Origin of the sequence: Rubripirellula tenax (assembly GCF_007860125.1) — a bacterium.
Lineage (GTDB): Bacteria > Planctomycetota > Planctomycetia > Pirellulales > Pirellulaceae > Rubripirellula > Rubripirellula tenax.
The window spans coordinates 464,942-481,865 of the sequence record NZ_SJPW01000005.1 but is presented as its reverse complement, the minus strand read 5'-3'; the positions used below and the strand labels follow the sequence as shown (position 1 = coordinate 481,865).

At 57.0% G+C, this 16,924-nt stretch carries 17 protein-coding genes; all 17 read right to left on the bottom strand.

All coding sequences use genetic code 11. The features are described from left to right. Window positions 1–99: 99 nt before the first annotated feature. On the bottom strand, window positions 100–1,164 hold the full coding sequence (locus Poly51_RS20175; protein WP_146459580.1) for a hypothetical protein: 1,065 nt from the start codon (window positions 1,162–1,164) through the stop codon (window positions 100–102). 35 nt (window positions 1,165–1,199) lie between these two features. Next, window positions 1,200–2,600, bottom strand: a complete 1,401-nt coding sequence (locus Poly51_RS20170) for a serine/threonine-protein kinase (RefSeq protein ID WP_146459579.1) — start codon at window positions 2,598–2,600, stop codon at window positions 1,200–1,202. Then, window positions 2,597–3,178 (bottom strand): sigma-70 family RNA polymerase sigma factor, encoded by a 582-nt coding sequence (locus tag Poly51_RS20165; RefSeq protein ID WP_146459578.1) that lies wholly within the window; start codon window positions 3,176–3,178, stop codon window positions 2,597–2,599. The genes Poly51_RS20170 and Poly51_RS20165 overlap by 4 nt, the downstream gene beginning before the upstream one ends. Before the next feature lie 200 nt (window positions 3,179–3,378). Further along, window positions 3,379–5,817, bottom strand: coding sequence for a flagellar hook-basal body complex protein (locus tag Poly51_RS20160; protein ID WP_146459577.1), 2,439 nt, complete (start codon window positions 5,815–5,817; stop codon window positions 3,379–3,381). Between the two features lie 72 nt (window positions 5,818–5,889). Beyond that, window positions 5,890–6,336 (bottom strand): flagellar hook assembly protein FlgD, encoded by a 447-nt coding sequence (locus tag Poly51_RS20155; RefSeq protein WP_146459576.1) that lies wholly within the window; start codon window positions 6,334–6,336, stop codon window positions 5,890–5,892. Window positions 6,337–6,420: 84 nt separating this feature from the next. Beyond that, window positions 6,421–8,004, bottom strand: coding sequence for a flagellar hook-length control protein FliK (locus Poly51_RS20150; protein WP_146459575.1), 1,584 nt, complete (start codon window positions 8,002–8,004; stop codon window positions 6,421–6,423). Window positions 8,005–8,084: 80 nt separating this feature from the next. Next, window positions 8,085–8,741 (bottom strand): hypothetical protein, encoded by a 657-nt coding sequence (locus tag Poly51_RS20145; RefSeq protein WP_246114637.1) that lies wholly within the window; start codon window positions 8,739–8,741, stop codon window positions 8,085–8,087. Beyond that, window positions 8,738–9,193, bottom strand: a complete 456-nt coding sequence (fliJ, locus tag Poly51_RS20140; protein ID WP_146459574.1) for a flagellar export protein FliJ — start codon at window positions 9,191–9,193, stop codon at window positions 8,738–8,740. Before fliJ ends, Poly51_RS20145 begins: the two co-directional genes overlap by 4 nt. A gap of 110 nt (window positions 9,194–9,303) precedes the next feature. Then, complete coding sequence (locus Poly51_RS20135) at window positions 9,304–10,821, bottom strand: FliI/YscN family ATPase (RefSeq protein ID WP_246114636.1); 1,518 nt, start codon at window positions 10,819–10,821, stop codon at window positions 9,304–9,306. Then, complete coding sequence (locus Poly51_RS20130; RefSeq protein ID WP_146459573.1) at window positions 10,818–11,504, bottom strand: FliH/SctL family protein; 687 nt, start codon at window positions 11,502–11,504, stop codon at window positions 10,818–10,820. The genes Poly51_RS20135 and Poly51_RS20130 overlap by 4 nt, the downstream gene beginning before the upstream one ends. A 57-nt stretch (window positions 11,505–11,561) precedes the next feature. Next, entirely contained in the window at window positions 11,562–12,791 is a 1,230-nt protein-coding gene (locus tag Poly51_RS20125) for a hypothetical protein (RefSeq protein ID WP_146459572.1), read from the bottom strand. A gap of 115 nt (window positions 12,792–12,906) precedes the next feature. Then, complete coding sequence (locus Poly51_RS20120) at window positions 12,907–14,541, bottom strand: beta-cystathionase (RefSeq protein ID WP_146459571.1); 1,635 nt, start codon at window positions 14,539–14,541, stop codon at window positions 12,907–12,909. 61 nt (window positions 14,542–14,602) lie between these two features. Beyond that, a complete protein-coding gene (gene fliE, locus Poly51_RS20115; protein ID WP_146459570.1) occupies window positions 14,603–14,926 on the bottom strand; it encodes a flagellar hook-basal body complex protein FliE in 324 nt (107 codons plus the stop codon). Next, the gene (flgC, locus tag Poly51_RS20110; RefSeq protein ID WP_146459569.1) at window positions 14,926–15,345 is read right to left on the bottom strand and encodes a flagellar basal body rod protein FlgC; all 420 of its coding nucleotides are present in this window, start codon (window positions 15,343–15,345) and stop codon (window positions 14,926–14,928) included. The genes fliE and flgC overlap by 1 nt, the downstream gene beginning before the upstream one ends. 99 nt (window positions 15,346–15,444) lie before the next feature. After that, window positions 15,445–15,846 (bottom strand): flagellar basal body rod protein FlgB, encoded by a 402-nt coding sequence (locus tag Poly51_RS20105; protein ID WP_146459568.1) that lies wholly within the window; start codon window positions 15,844–15,846, stop codon window positions 15,445–15,447. A gap of 13 nt (window positions 15,847–15,859) precedes the next feature. Continuing rightward, window positions 15,860–16,288, bottom strand: coding sequence for an ATPase (locus Poly51_RS20100; RefSeq protein WP_146459567.1), 429 nt, complete (start codon window positions 16,286–16,288; stop codon window positions 15,860–15,862). Between the two features lie 178 nt (window positions 16,289–16,466). Next, entirely contained in the window at window positions 16,467–16,916 is a 450-nt protein-coding gene (flgN, locus tag Poly51_RS20095) for a flagellar export chaperone FlgN (protein ID WP_146459566.1), read from the bottom strand. Between the last annotated feature and the right edge of the window lie 8 nt (window positions 16,917–16,924).

Below are 16,924 nucleotides of genomic sequence, written 5' to 3'. Positions count from 1 at the left end.
AAGCAATGAATTTCGCTTCCCAAGGCCCTTCTGAACAGCCCATGTCCATATCGTCCTCGAACATCCGTGATATGGCGATGCCGGTGGCGTGTTTGACGTCTATTCGCGTTTTGACAACCAAGCGTCGACGCGCTGCCGAATGGTTTCGTCTCGGTTCAACCGGTGATGGTCGCGTTCGATGCGGTCGCGCAGTTCTTCGAGCTTCGATTGGATGATTTGAACTTCAAGACTCTCGTTTTCCTGTTCCAATGCCAGGTCTGCCGTGGCCACCTCGGCCAGTTGACGCCGCAGTTGCGTGTCATCGCCGTCGGGCGTTTGAGCGATCACGGCAACGATCGACTCGATGCGTTTTTTCAACTCTGCGCGTTGGGTGTCGTTTGCGGCCCGTTGGGTGCTGAGTTGTTCATGGCTAAGTGGTCCCATGATCATTCCCGCTCCCATTCCCATTCCCGATTCCCTCCCCATTGCCATGTCCATTTCACCGTCCATTCCCATTCCACCTCCCATTCCCATTCCCGATTCCATCCCCATCATGTCCATTCCCATGTCGTAGTAGGACTGCGGCGCCTTGACCATTGCCGCGAACAAATCCAAACGGACCGGCGTCGATGGTTTGTCAAAATCGCCTGCGGCCAGTGTCCGAGAAATTTCCGATAACATTCGCGAGTCGTCCTGCAACTTTTTTTCCGAAACGTACGGTTCGCGTAGCCATAACCTGGTGCCGTTTTCGGCTCCGTATTCGTCCTTGGGGTCCACCTCAACAAATTCGACGTCATTGATACCGAAGCGAAGCGCGTTGAGTTTGGACTTCTTTTTGAACTGATCCAGTTCGGCACCCGCCAGCGAATTTGGGTACTCGGCGACGATCGACCGATTGGATGACTTGGGAACACGGCTGGTCACGTCCACTCGAACGCTTGCCAATGTGGGCGCGTCGAAGATCATCGTTCCGGACTTATGATCTGGGCCGAACGCCCGCACGATCTCTTGCGCGCTGACGAACGGTGGCGATTGATAGTCATAATCCTCGCCAAGCAGGATCACGACTTCCATGGCCTGATTTCCACCGAAGCCTCCGCCGCCCATTCCTCCTTGGCCGTTGGTGAAATTTGCGAGCGTGAAGACGGCAAAAAATGCCAAGGCGATGGAATAAGAACGCGTCATGGGAACCTCTCGTTGATTCGTTGGGGAGACAAGGGTCATCGTTCCATCCTCTGCATCAGCTGATCCACTTCATCGTTGAGCGACTGAATCTGTTCACGGACGGTTGGTTCGGGAGCGGTCGGTTCGGTTTCGCTTACCGGGACCAACGAAGGTGGCATTGGCCGCACCGGTGATTGCGTTGGTGTATCCAAAGACGCGTACCAACCAAACATCGCGACTGCCGGCAACACGACCAGGATGACCAACGCACCTATCAGGTATCGAAGCATGGGATTGATTTTCCGTCGCGAGGCAAGCGAAGAGGGAAGGGCATTCGATGTGGGCTGTTGCACGTGAGCCAAGCAGACTTCCAGGGTCGTTGCCAGCTCGGCAGCGCTCTGGGGTCGATCGTCGGCATTCTTTGACAACAGATTGGCGACCAACCGGTCCATCCAATCAGGCACGTCGGCACCTTGGACTCGCATCGATCGAGGTTCATCGTCGGTGATTTTTCGCAGAATGCCGTAACTGGTTTCAGCTCGAAAGGGCGGCTTGCCCACCGCCATCGCATGAATCACACTGCCGAGCGAAAACAGATCACTGCGAGCATCGATGGCCGATCCGCGCGCCTGTTCGGGTGACATGTACTGGGGCGTGCCGGCGATCACGCCCGAACGCGTCACGGTCACATCATCGGCTGCGCGGGCCAAGCCAAAGTCCGTCAGCATGGCTCGATCAACGCTGCGTTCTAACAGAATGTTGGCAGGTTTGACGTCGCGGTGAACCAACCCTTGGGCGTGCGCCGCGGCTAGCCCGTGCGCCACTTGAACGGCGATCCGCAGCGTGTCGACAAGCGGCAAGGGGCCATCGGCATCGAGGCGTTGTTGTAGCGAGTGGCATGCAACGAACGGCATCACCAAAAACGGCAGCGATGATGACTCGCTAACCGACAAGATCGGCATCACGTTGGGATGGACCACCGCGGCGGTGGCTTGGGCTTCACGCAAGAACCGTTTTCTCGCAACCGCCATCGTGGCCAAGTGTGGCGACATGACCTTCACCGCGACGGGACGGTTGAGTTCTTCTTGGAACCCTTTCAACACGATCCCCATGCCGCCATGACCGATCACGGACAAGATTTCGAATTCGCCCAGTCGTCCGAGCGCATCGGATCGGTCGGTTGGTTCAAGGAAAGCGACCGCGAAATCGACGATCGATTCGTGTTCGCCGCTCGTTCCGCCATTGATAGATCCCAGCGATTTTGCCGATTCCGATTCACGACGAAGGACTTGCGATATTTCGTGACTGCCGTCATCGCTGCGAATCAACGCGTCGATGCGTGATTGGCATTGGCGGCACTTGCTAAGGTGGTCGACGACGGCGTCTTCGGTTGCTTGGTCGGTTCGTTGGTTGACCGAATCGGCAAGCGCCGCGTCGCTGGGGTGATGGGCCTTCATTGCATCACCTCGTCAATCGTTTCGCGAATGCGGCGGATGATTCGCGATCGCGACATGTAGATGCTGCCCGGCGAGACGCCGATCGACTCGGCAACTTCGGTCACGTCGCGGCCATCGATCATCGTTCCCCAGAACGCTTGCCAGCTTGTCGGCGCGAATTCGTCTTTGACCCTTCCCGCCGCCCACACGACCAATTCGTGACGGTATTGATTCTCGATCGCCGGATCGGTGCGGTCGGGATGTTGGTCCAGCATGGCGATCGCGTCGCTGCCACCTTGCCCCGAAATTTGGCGGCGTTGACGTGCCATGAATTTGATCACGACATTACGGGCGACGCGATTGACCCAGCGACGAAACGAGGCTTCGGCCCCGTCGTCGGTCCATCCGGACACGGATCCCGCGATGGCCAAGAGAACTTGCTGGACGACGTCGCCCTGGTGGTTGAGCGGAACGCCCTGACGAGCGATCAAGTGCTTCAGGAACGGCTCGTACGTTTCGACGAAGGACCACCAAGCGGATTGATCCCGTTGATCCGCCAGCCGGACGATCAAGCTCGGTCGTGTCTCGGGGTTCAACATGCGGCGAAATCCAACAACCAAAAGAGCGTATGTCTATTGGTTGTAGTCCACCTTGCAGGCGGAATCTCACGCCGGATCAAAAAAATTGATCACTCCCGCCGAAACTCGCACGCCACTTCTTTCCCCATGTGGGTCCGTCCTTGCCAGAGCCCCACCCACATGAAAGGCACCTGAGAAGTGGAAAGAGAAAAGAGTTTGGGTTATCGACGCAGGTTCAACAGTTCGTCGAGCAACTGCTGGCTGGTCGTGATCACGCGGCTGTTTCCGCGGTACTGGGTACTGGCCAGCACCAGTTCGATCAAGTCTTTGCCGATGTCCGTGTTCGACAATTCGAGCGCACCACCGATGACATTGCCGATGCCGTTTTCGCCCGGCGAACCTTGGACGGGCAAGCCCGTGTTGACGCCTTTGGCATACATGTTCAAACCGCGTGCTTCCAAGCCGACGGGGTTGGCGAAGCGGGCCAATTGAAGCTGGCCCAAATCTCGCGTGATCCCGTTGCTGAAAACGCCTCGGATCGTTCCGTCTTCGCCGACCACGAAGCTGTTCAATACGCCCGGTTCGCTACCGTCTTGTCGAGTCGCTGCCAGCGTCGCGTTCTGCGTCGCCAAGCCCGACACCAAGTCAAAATCGAGGTCGAACTGCAAAGGCGAAAGGCTGGGGATGTCGTCGCGGCCGATGGCGATTCGATCATTGGATGAGTTGACGAAGCTGCCGTTGCCGTCGAAGTACAACAATCCTGATCCCACCGATACACCGCCGCCGGACGAAGCAGATTGGTTCTGGGGGCTGTCGGCGTACCAGCGATACACGGTTTGTTCGTTGGTGCGTGCTTCCAACGCGACCGTGACGCGGACGTTGATCGGAACACCCAGCGAATCATAGACGATGAAGTCGCTGGCGGCACTTTGGCCGACGGCTTCTTGTGCCGATCCGAAACCAAGGTTCGGCGTTGTCACGGTGCCGGCTCGTGTGCGAAGTTGGAAGGCGGCTAAGTCAATTTCCAAGGCATTCAATTCGCCCGTGTTGCTGACGAAGCGCAGAGCGCCGTCTTGGATGTAACCGCCTGGTACCAGAGTCCCCGTTTCGCCGGCAATCAGGTTCTCCGACGCAAGAACTGGGTTTTGAGAGTCGATTTGCAAACTCTGGATGCCCGAGGCTGCCTCGACAAAATCCAAGAAGTCTTGAACCGATGTCGTTTCGGTGATCTCGAGAGTCTGGGTGCCCAAGGCGCGGCCGCCTTTGCGACCGCTATAGCTGAGCGTGCCCAATTCGAAAGCGTTTTGGTACGTCAGCCCGTCACGCTTCAAAACCGACGTCAGCAACGTGCTGCTATTGACGGTTGGTCCATCGAGGTCGACCAATTGGTTGCCGGGAATCGCCAGATCGGCGATCTGTGCATCCGATTTTCCGTCGGTGTAGACCGTCCCCGGTGCGACGGTATCCACCAGATAAAAGTTGTTCTGGTCACCCGCCAAGTTGCGGTAAATTTTGACTTGGGTGTATGCAGGGAACGCGTCACCGGTTTCGGGTGTTGGCGGCGTCGGAAAGTTGGAAAGCGTCACGCGTCCGTTGACGACGTTCTGTGGTCCGATCAAGACGCTTGGCCGACTTTCTTTTTCGCCCGGTCGGCTGTAGGTGATCATGTACGTGTAGTTCCCCGTCAGCGTGTCGTCGTTGATCGCGTTGCCCGAAAGCGCGGTCGAGCCGTTGTCAGTAAACGTCGCACCGGCTGCAGCCGATCCGAGTCGGAAGAAGTCGCTGCCGTTGGGGCCGGTGCGATAGACGTTGACGGTGGGGAAGTCGCCCGTCGGCTCGTTTGGTAGATCGCCCAGCGCGACGGCGCCTCCGGTGCCCACGGTCGCCGTGATCGGTGCGCTGAGGGTTGACTCGTTGCCCGACGAATCGACCAAGGCGACGCGGTACCTGTACGTGCCGGCGGCAAGGGTGCCGACGCCACCGGTACCCACGGTCACGCCCGCGGTGTCAGAAAGCGGCGAGACACTGATCAGTGTCTCGGACGCATCAGGACGCGGTACGTTCGCGTCACCCAACTTGATCGACTCGATCACTTCGGAAACCGTTGCAAGATCGCCCTCAGGCGTCAGGGTACCTTCGAAGGTAACGTTCTCGGTCGCTTTGGCAACCGATTCGGTCCCCAGCGGCACCGACAAAGGCACCAATGAAGTCTCTTGTAAACGAAACTGATCGTCAATTCCGTAACCAAGCAATCGCTGGCCGGTGCTGTTGACCAATTCGGCATCGCTGTTGAGCTTGAAGATCCCGTTTCGCGTATACAGTCGTTCCTTGTCCGCACCTTCGACGATGAAGAAGCCGTCACCTTGGATCGCCAAGTCCGACGAACTGCTGCTGATTTCGATGGTGCCCTGGTTGTGGTTGGCGGCGATTTCGGCAACCTGAACACCCAAACCGATTTGGCGCGGGTTTGTACCACCGTTGTTGGCCGTTGGTCCGGCACCCAGGGCCAGCGTTTGAAGAAACTGCGTCGCAAAGACGACATCAGACGACTTGAAGCCAACGGTTTGCGAGTTGGCCAAGTTGTTGCCGATCACATCGATCTGAGCTTCGGCAGCAGCCAGTCCGGTTAGTGCGGTGGTCAGTGCGGATGTGAGTCCCATCGGCGTCGGTCTCCCCAGGATGCGTTAGTAACGTGGCACCCTGGAAAGCCGCTGGACGGCAAACGATAAAGTTTACCCAGTCTGAATTTCCCGGATGTTCTTAATGTTCATCGTCTGATTACCCACGTGAACTTTGATCGAACGTGCATCGTTTTCGTTGTTGGTTTCCACGGTGACACGATCCACGATGCCATCGATCGGGGAACCGTCCTCGGCCAATCCGGTAACTTGCTCGCCAATCAAGCTGCTGGCGGTGACCAATTCCTGGCTTGATGCCAGCCCGCTAAGGGTGCTCGTCAACGCGTCGGTGGCGCCGATGTTTCGAATCTGGCTGATCTGTTCAACCATCTCACTGTTTTTCATCGGTTCAAGCGGGTCTTGGTTCTGCATTTCGCTGATCAGCAATTGCATGAACGAATCGATATCCAGCTCGCCATAGGGGTCCGAGGCGTCGGTGGCTTGGGCCTGCGACTGGGAGGCCGTGAAATTGGCTGTGCCAGTTTGTCCGATTGTTGACATGAGTTGACCACTGAGATTTCTTGAGTGCGTACGGTACCCGACCTTCAGCTTTACGAAGTCGTCGAAGGCCGACGCGAGATCAATTTACAATTGAAGGTCGACACCTGAAGTGATAGCCGTGCCAACCAACGGCCGTAGAACCGATGGCATGGCGGGCCGTGAAACTTCTTTCTCGCTTGATTCATTGCTGTTCGTATACCGCCGTTGCCGATTCGACGACGCTTCTTGATCGCTGAACGATGACGGGGAATCATTCGACGCAAATCCAGGGTCTGTTTCGACGTCCATCTTTTCGACTTGAAGGCCGAATGATTCAAGGCGTGATCTCAGTTCCGGCAAATGCTCTCGCAGGGCCGCACTGGCGGCTTCGGTATCGGCTACCACGCGAGCTTCGATCTTGGATTGGTGCAGCCTCATTTCAACCCGAACGGTGCCAAGTTCCGAGGGTGCCAGACGCAATCGAACGACGCCTCCGTCGGGACCCAAGTGCTGAAACGCTTTGCTGACCCGTTGGATCAGTTTGATGCGAGCGAGCGTGTCGACATTGTCGGTTTGGGATCCCGCGGATGCCTTCGTTTTGGGTTCGCCATTGACGCGGTTTTCGGTGGGGGGCGCGTCTAGACGTTGGTCGACGGTTCCGTTGACGCCGTCGATGGTTGACGTTCCGCGTGATGATGTCGCGGCAGCAGCCGACGAAATGGGGGATGCGCCCGTTACTGCGGCGGCGACATTCACCGTCCGGTTCACGGATTGCACCAACTTGTCGGTGGAAACTTGAGCAAGTTCCTGGTCCAACGGTTGGCCGGCTGAATCGCCCATCATCGATTCGGGTATCGGAATTGATCCGTTCCTTTCCGTCGAACCGCTGGCCGATCCGGCGGCGTTGGGCCGGTTCGAGGATTCATCGATGCCTCGATTGTCGCGTCGGTCGCGTCGCCGATCACGACGCGAATCCGTTGTCGAATCTTGTTCGCCGGCCGCTCCATCGCCGCTGGGAATCGTCGATTCAAATTCACTCTCGACCGATGTTTGTGCCACCGGGGCCTCGGATTCGGCATCGACGGATTCGCCTTCCGTTCGGACGGCAGAGTCCAAGCCATCGTTGTTTTCGTTTGGCGAGCGATCCTTCCGTAACGATGCTTCGACAGTAAACGTTGGCTCGAGATCTCCGGCGGTGGCGGCTGCTTCAATATCACTAATGCCAGACTCGCTGTCGGTCGATTTCGGTACCACGATACTGACATTGACGACGACGACTTCGTCTGCGTTGTCATCGTCTGGTTCCGACGTTTCGTCGGTCTCGGTCAAGGTTGCAACGCCAACTTGTTCGACGAGTTCGGTATCGTCTCGAGCTTCCACGGGCGCGGCCGCATCCGTTTTTTGTTCCTCGGTCGACTCTTTCGATTCGGACGCCGAGTCGGTCGCTTCGGATGGCTCAGCACTGTCGACATCATACGACTGGATCGTGGGCGACTCGGCGATCGGTCCGAGCGGTTGGGTCGACGAGGACGCCATTCGGGCAAACACTTCCGAGAATGCGTCCACCAGTCCATCGGCGGATGCAAAAAAGTTGCCACCGACATTGATCGATTGCTGACGCTGCGCTGAATTGGCATTGTTGGGTGTCGAAACCGATACCCGCGCAGACTTTGTCTCGAGGTCACTCATGATCGGCTTCCCCCCCAGGATTCCGGCATTCGGACGTATTCGTCACGTGCAGGCTCGATCGGTCGAGCAATCGCGGTCCTTTACAGACCGTTGCTCGCTTTGTTGATCAAGCCGGTTGTTGGCATGCCTTCGCCAATGCGGCGAAGAATTTCGGCAAGTTTTTCCGTTTCGTCCTTCGAAACGAACTCCGCCAGTATGTCTTTTCGTTTTTCTGTGGACATAGCTTGAATGATTGTGACGACGTCATCCATTCTTTCATCGTCATACATGATCAAGAGTTGTTCTTTAGCCTGAGCCGCATCAAGTGACTGAAGCGTACGTTGCACATCCTGAATGCCTTTACTTTGAGCACCTTCGCGGATTTCCTCAAGTTCGCGGCGAAACGAGGAGAGGCGTTCATCGAATCGATCTCGTTCGGTTTTCAATTCCGCCAACTTGGTGCTCAACTCGTCACGAAACGCCTGCTGGCTCTTCAGTCGAACTTCCATATCGTAGCTTTCGAGCTTCCGTGCCTCCAGGATTTCGTCGAAATCAGGTTGCTCGCGGTCTTCGCTTTGCCTCAGAATTTGCTGCAAGCGATTTCCGGAGATATCGATCCCGTTGATCAACGCGATCACCTTCGTCAGCGTGTCGCCGTTCATATGCCCACGCGACAAGACGTAGCCGAACAGGATGATCTGTGTGATGACTGTCGCTATGGAAAATACGACAAAGGCTTTGGTGAGTTTTGAAATCACGATGCCGGTCTCCGACGAGCAAGGATGTAGGCTTGGCTGGTCCGCTCGTCCGCGTCGGCTTGCTCACGCGCCAGCATTTGGGCTTGATGAGTTTCACGTTCGTTTCCTTGAAGCTTTTCAAACCGTTTCACTTCGGCTTCTGCTTCCACCAACAAGCTTTGCCGACGATCGAGTTCTTTGACCAACTCGGTTCGTGTGGCTGCTAATTGCGCAAGTTCGGATTGCAGTTGCAGTTCGTACCGTCCTAGCGAAATCAATCCTTCGACATTGACTTCGCCAACTCGGGTGCCACCGGTTTCGTTTCGCAAACGCGAACGATTCGCTGCCACGTCACGGGCTTGATCGTCGATCCGAGCAATCGCCTGATTCGCCTTGCCCACGTCAGCACCGGCTTCATCGCGTTGGCGCCGACGAAGATCGAGAATCGATTGGAAGCGGAATTTGAATGCCATGGTTGTTATCGCTCAGGGGTGCGCGAAAAAAAGGTGTCCGACGCCTTTTGCCGGGTACCGGCCCTTTGGGTGCTTCGCACAAAAGGGGGCGGACACCCTTTTCTCATTTTTTAGCTCAAAATTCTTTGGTCTTTGGCGGTTTGGGACGGAGTTCGTGGCAGATCCGCGGCCCGAGGTTTGTCCGCAGCCTGTGGCTTGGCCGGACTTGCGGTCGGAGCCGGTACGTCGGTGGGCGTTGCCTGTTGACCAGCCATCGCTGCGTTCAGTGCGCCAATCGGCATCTGCATCAATTGGGTCAATTGCAGGTGCGATTGTTCCAGCGGTGCGATCTCATCAGCGGTTTGAGTCAAAAGCATCTTCATAGGTTCTCGCATCGCGATCGCCGCGTCGATGTTGGGATCGCTGCCGGCGCGATAGGCGCCGATCGAGATCAAGTCGGCGTTGCGACGGTACATCGACAAGTGTCGGCGTGCTGTCGATACCGTCGATGACATTTCGGCGGTGATCAAATGAGGTTGCAAGCGGCTAAGGCTTTCCAACACATCGATGGGCGGCCATTGAGCTTGAGCGGTCAATTCACGGCTGAGCATGATGTGACCATCCAGCAATCCGCGAAGCGTGTCGGCGATGGGTTCGTTGTTGTCGTCGCCTTCGACCAGGACGGTGTAGAACGCCGTGATCGATCCCTTGGTCGTGCGGCCGGTCCGTTCGACCAATCGTGGCAACATATTGAAGACGCTGGGCGGATAGCCGCGGGTCGTCGGCGGTTCACCGGCGGCCAATCCAAGCTCACGCTGCGCCATGGCGAAGCGGGTTACCGAGTCCAGCAACAATAAAACGTTTTGTCCCTGGTCACGAAATGTTTCCGCAATTGCGGTTGCTGTCCAGGCCGCCGAAACTCGTTGTGCGGCCGGGCGATCACTTGTCGCAACCACCACGACGCTTCGCGCCAAACCGGCCTCGCCCAAACAACGATTGATAAATTCTTGAACCTCGCGACCTCGTTCGCCGATCATACCGATCACGATTTTGTCGGCCGCGCTGCCCCGCGCCAACATACCCAGCAGCGTACTTTTACCGACTCCCGAACCCGCGAAGATCCCCAGACGCTGGCCCTGCCCGCACGTCAGCATTGTGTCGATTGCCCGCACACCGGTTTGCAAGATGGTGTCGATCGGCGGTCGATCGAGCGATTCGGGTGGACTTCGGTCCGCGTCGACGGGAATCAAGTCGGATGGCAATGGGCGACCGTCGATCGGATCGCCGAAGGCGTCGATGACGCGTCCACACAACGACGGGCCGACTCGCAGTTTGGCGCTTCGGTCGATCAAGCGAACCGGATCGCCCGCCGATACCGCCGACAATCGTTCCATCGGTGCCAGCACTGGCCGCACGCCACGAAACCCGATCACGCGGCCGCGCATCGTCGTCTCGTCGGACATCGTCAATTCACAGATCGCGCCGATCGGCGCTGTCATGCCTTCGATTTCTAACGTTTCACCGATCACGGACGAAACACGTCCGCGCACTTGATGTGTCGTTGAACGCTGGATCATTTCGGACGCCGCATCGGCATCCGGAAGCGGTGGGATTTTTAGGCTGAACCGCTGGGAGGCTTGCGATGTCATGCGAGCAATTCCTCGAGGCGATGCAATTGAGCCTCGAGACCCGCTTGGATATCGCCACCGAGTTGTCGAACGACGACCGAGTCGCGTGCGAGCGTTTCATCCGGTTCGACATGAGTCTGTTCGGGCAAGCCGGGTGACACAAGCATCAGGTCCAAGGCTTCACCGAGTTGGGCGATCGTTTCCGGATGAACGGCCAACGTCAACTTCGAAGCCGAACGTGTGCTTGTCAGGGCGTCTTCGGCCCAACGGACTAGGATCTCGGGTTCATCGACCAGTTTGCGACGGACAACGCGTTCGGCGGCTGCCAGTGCGATTCGGCTGAGTGTGCGACTGTACTGTTTCATCCAGTCTTCGTGCTGAGTGTGTAGTTTTTCGACTGCTTGGTGGAGGACGTTCAGACCCTCTTTGGCTCGTTGTTCAGATTGGGCTCGGATCTTCTTGTCGTTGTCGACTTGCGCACGCGTCAGGCCTTCTTCATAGCCCTTCGCTTCGGCTTCGGTTCGGATCCGTTTGGCTTCGATCGCAGCTTCGTCGAGCATTTGGCGGACTTGATTCCGGCACTCGTCCAACCGACTTCGGCCTTCGTCGGCGAGATCGTTCAAGTTGAATCCGGCAAGACCGGATATGTTTCGCGCCGCTTCGACTTTCTCGGAAGGCGAGTTTGCCTTCAGTACATTCGCCATGATTCAAGTTCTCTTTCGAAGGATTCACGCACGTCGTTTGCTACGAACGAGTCATGGTCAAGCTGCCGCGGACGCCATCGGCTTGGGTTGCGACACGTCTGCGTCACCGCCTCGACCGACCGATGCATGGGCGACACGTTCTTTCGCTCGGTCGATTTCCCGCAGATTCAACGAACTGAGGGAGTTCATTTGGGCGCGAACCGTTTTCGCTTGGTCTCGCGGCAATACAGCCAGAACGGCATTAGCCTTTGCGGTGGGCAGCCCACACAAAGCCAGCAACGCATCACGCGTGTTGACCTGGCCAAGTGCGGCACACAAATCGCTTGCCGACAACGAGACCAGGTGCAAGTGGATCGCGTCCGTCGATTCAAAGGATTCGTCGGTTCGGTTCTTCGCGGTCGAGGGCTGGGACGCCGGGGCAGGGGAGGGCGGCGTCGAATCGACGAGCGTGTGTTCAGCGATGCGAAGGTCGGGCGGTGAGTCGATGGAATCAATCGCGCCGCTTTGGTAGATGTCATCCACGGCATGGTTCCGTGTCGTGGCGACGGGAACTTCGGATACCGCCGGTTCAGGGGCAACGTTGGCGGTGGATTGCGATGGCATCACGGCCAAGATGGCGTCAAGCGCCCGCCGTCCGGAAGTCGTCGTATGGTTCGATTGCGATGTTTGACGGTTGCTCAAACGAGCGCGAAAGTGGTTGGCGACTTCCGCAGATGCGGTTTCGGAGATATCGCCGAGTCGTCCCAGGCGGCTCAGTGCAGACGATCGAAGATTTGATTCCAAACGGGGCAGCACGCGAGCCGCTTGGACGGGCGAGAGTGATGCCAGGACCACGGCGACTGCTTGTGCATGTTCGCCGGACAGCAGTTCGACCAAGTGATCGTCCTCGACGTCGGACAAAAATCCCAACGGAGATTGATTGTTTTGATGGTGGGCTGGATCGATCGTCCGATTCTTTAAAACCGAGTTGGACGACGTCGTATGGAGGGCACTGACAAAGGTGTCGTCGATGGACCGGGACGACTCAAAACGATCGCCGTTGATGCTAGCGGCCGATTCGGGTTGGCGTTTGACCGATACCTTGAAAGCCTGCAGCGCGCGATGCCGTTCAAGTGGGTCGACATCGGCCAGGGTTGCCATCGTGCGGCGAATGGTTTGTTTCGAATCTTGGTCGATCGAACCCATCAGCTTTGCCGCGACGGACGATGGTAAACTGGTCAACACGATCGCGATTCGGCGCATCGCTGCGTCTCGGTTCGCCGCATCGTTGTTTGCTGAGCCTGCCATCGAACAGATTTCCTCCCAAGAGCTTGTTTGGTGCTACCGGAACCCCGGTAACCCTCTTCTAAGCAAACTTGAGCGAAACTGGAAAGAGCGAAACATTTTTCTTTCGCATCTGGAATCACGCCGCTTCGCCGACCCAACCTCGGATGACGTTGGCCGCGACTTCGGGATTTCCTTCGACCAACTGCAACAGTTCGTCTTTTAGCGAGCTTCCCGTGATGGTCATCTTGTCGCCTTCCTCGTCGGTCTCGGCGATATCGACAGGCGGTGCGGGCAGTTCCAAACCGAAGCCTTCTCGGAATTCGGGAGGTGCCGAGTTGCCGCCGCCACTTGCCGCGGATCGTGCGACCAGCAACGCGACCAATCCCAGCATGACCAACGCGATCGTTTGCCATGCGCCGGCCAACCAAGTCAAAGCGATCTTGGCTGTTTCTGCTTCCGGTGGCGGAGGACTTGGTAAGTCGTAGTAGTCGAAGACTTCGACCAACGGAAACCGATCCGCACCGGCCGCGACTTCGGGCAACAGCGGTGTGACAGCGCTCTGAATCTTAGCCGTCGTTTCGCTCTTCAGACTCTCGTAGCTGGTGTCGTCCATCGGCGGAACGTCATCGTCAGCTTTGCCGGGGTTCTTCGCCAGAAATTTTTGTCCGTGCAGTGTCTCGTAGTAGCTTCTTGGCAGTCCGACCGACACGCGAACGCGTTTGACCTGCAGCGACGCCAATCGCGAGTTTTCGTATTGTTGACCCGCGACGCCGCTGGTTTCTCGTTCATCCTCTTTTGACTTCATCGTTTCGACGTTGTCGGCCAAGCTGACCGGTCGGTTTCCGATTCCGTTGGGAATCGCACCGGGGACGCCGCCCGGTGGTTGCCGCGAATTCGTTGTTTCAATCTTCCGCGTCTTGTTAGACAGGTTTGTCGGTTCGGCGTCGAACTTCAGGGTCGTCTTTTCAACATCCATCATTGGATCGATCTCGGCCGTAACGGCGATCCGTGCCGGAAACCCAATCAACAGTCCACGAACTTTCTTTTCGATCAGTGATTCGGCCTCGCTTTGGGCGCGAAGAATCACGTTGTCTTCGTCAAACTGGCCGCGGCTACCGATCGCGTTCGCATCGGTGACCGAAACGTCCTCCGGTTCCATGCCGGCGTACGCTCCCTTGACCATCATTTGAATGGCTTCGATGCGATGCTTGGGAAGGGGTGCGGAGCCTTCGGGTTGAACGAAGACGCTAGCGGACTGTGCCATGTGGCGACCGAGTCCTTGCCGTTCGCCTCGATCGTGCATGACGCTTGCTGCTTTGATGTCGGCCATCTGGGCTATCGCTCGGCCGAGATCCATTTCTCGTGCAACATCGACGCGAGCGCCGTGCAGTTCGCTCGAATCGAACACGGTCGTCGCGTTGATCGCGTCTTGAACGTAACTGTTCAGAGACATCGGCAATGTCGTCGATTCTTTCATCGCCGCGACATAGGCGTCCTTCGACGCGGCAGGGATCGTCATTCGCGTTCCCTCGCGTTTCCATTCGTTCAAGCCGACGCGACTGAACGACATTTCCATCGCAGCCAATTCTTGTTCGCTGAACGACGTCCCGCCGAACAGGTACTCGTTCTTGCCCATCGAATCGCCCTTCACCAAGAACGCAAGTCCGATCACAATCGCGGCCAGCAACATCACCGTGATGACGCGTGATTGCATCGGCATCGACACAAACGCTTCGCGAGCTTGATCAGACGATTCTTTGAAGAAGTTCATGGGTGAAGAAAATCAGTTGTCGGGCAGGATAACAAGTGTCTCAAGAAGTCGATTCGAAATGTCAGATCTGGATTTGTTGAACTTCGCGGTAGGCTTCCAACAACTTGTTCCTTACCTGCAGCAGCATGCGAAACGCGAGATCGGCTTTCTGGACCGATGTCAACACTTCCGCTTCGTTGACGTTGCCGCCGGTCAGCATCGTGTGAACCATTTCGTTGGCGTCGACTTGCATCGTATTGACGCTTTTGACTTGGTTGCCCAGCAGATTCGCAAACGAATCGATTCCGGATGCGCCTGCGGGCGATGGTCCGGTGCCGATCTTTTGGAGCGGTCCGAATGGCGATGCGGGTCGCGCGGGCGGTTGGATTCCGGCAATCGGTCTCATCAGGCGAGGATCGTAAGGGTTTCGCGACTGAGGTTCTTGGTGATTTCCATAACGCCGACGTTGGCTTCATAGGCACGCGTGGATTCAAGTGCATCGACCATCTGGGTTGTCAGGTCGATGTTTGGATAAGCGACGTAGCCTTTCCATTTCCCCTCTTTGATCGCCAAGGGATGATTGGGTTGATAACGGTGCAGCGGTTCGGCGTCGTTCGACTTAATATCCGCAACTTTGACGCCGGCGGCTCCCGAAATGGACATCGTGTCGTCGGTTTGGAAGATCACTTCGCGAGCTTGGTAGGGGTTCGGTTTTCCAGTTTCATCCGTCAACGAAGACATGTTGGCAATGTTCCCCGAAACCGCGTTCAATCGCGTTCGCTGGGCCACCAAGGCCGACGTGCTGATGTCGAGAGCTTTTAACATGATTTGGAAACCAGGGTTTGAGTCTTGCGTTTTTAAAACGTGGGTCGGTGCTATTGGCAGTGGTTTTCTGCTGCGTCACCGGACGTCACGTTGCGTCGCTTAAGCGCGTTCGGTGATCGCCGCACGCAGTAGTGCGAATTGGCTCCTCATCGTTGTGATGGCCAGTCCGTGTAGGTGTTGGTTCTTTGCAATTTCGGTGACTTGATGTTCCATGGACACGTCGCTGCCGTCGTGAAAGACGACTTGCTCGGTCGCGGCGCGAGGACCGGAAAACAGATCGTCACGCGTATAGGGGCCGGTGGAATGCGAAACGGGGCGATTGGCAGTGTCGATCGATTCGGCCAACGCGTTTTGAAACTCGTGGATGTCCAGATCTCTGGATCGGTAGCCCGGCGTATCGAGGTTGGCGAGGTTGCCAGCCAGCAATTCGTGACGGCGCTGAGCAAACTGCAACGTGTGCTCGAGCGCAGCGATGGGCGTGCCGCCAAAGATGCCTTGCATCGGCCGATGCTCCTTATGCTGCTTTGCGGCGCGTGACGGAAGCCGCGCTGCGAGGAATGGTGACTGTTACGCTGCCGCCACCTTGGGGACAGTTCTTCCAATCGATCAATCCGCCGATGGCTGCGACCGCCAACGGTCGGCTTTTGGCACGGCGATCCACGTCGCGCCCCGTGTCGGCGAATTCAAGCTCGACGGAGTCAGCCGTCTCACATGCGGTGATGGTTAGGTCGCCGCCGTCGGACATTTCCGCCAAGGCTTGTCCAACCAGCGATTGAACGACGTCCACGATTCGGCCTGCATCGGCCGGTACTCGGACGGAAACATCAATGTCCAATTCCAAACACACCGGGCCGGCATGCTTGATCAACAAAGGCACCGTCACGGATTCCACAAGAACGGCTAAAGTATGGCTCGTTTTCGGGTCGATCCAATGATTTGTCATGATAGGTCTCCGATTCCTTCGGTGACGGATATGTTTATCGTTCGGGCCATTCCATGGCCGCAAAGAACTTCATCTTGGCTGATACCCACCGGCGCGACTTGAACGCAAGTCCGATCGGATGAGAATTTTTCTGGGATTCAGATCGCAACGTGACGTGAACGCGTCGTTACGGTTCGGCTCAGTTGCTTGAAAGGTCCAAGCTGCCACCGGATGGGGGTGCGTTCTGGGACTGGGCATAGCTGGTCGCGGCAACACGAACGCTGTCATGTCGCTGCAACTTCTCTTGAGCCGATGCGCGGTTGGCCACCAGCTTTACTTCGCAGTCTGCCTCGATTGCCAGCAACTGATCATGCATTGATTCGCATTGTTGTTGCTGGTTTCGACACCGTTGGCGTTCTTCCGGCGAACTCCAAACGCGAGCCGTCGGATCCTCACCGACCGCGTTTGCCAGCGATTGGCCGATCTGGACCAATTGAGTGATAGGTTGCTGTTTGTCCGACAGAATTCGCATCAGATCGCTCATTCGATTTTCATCGATCGCTTTGATCTGTTTCTCGCTAAGTTCCAGCAGTTGTGACAACATGTCGAAACGTCGTTCGAACAGTTCACTCAGTTCCGTTGCATTCATCAGTCCGT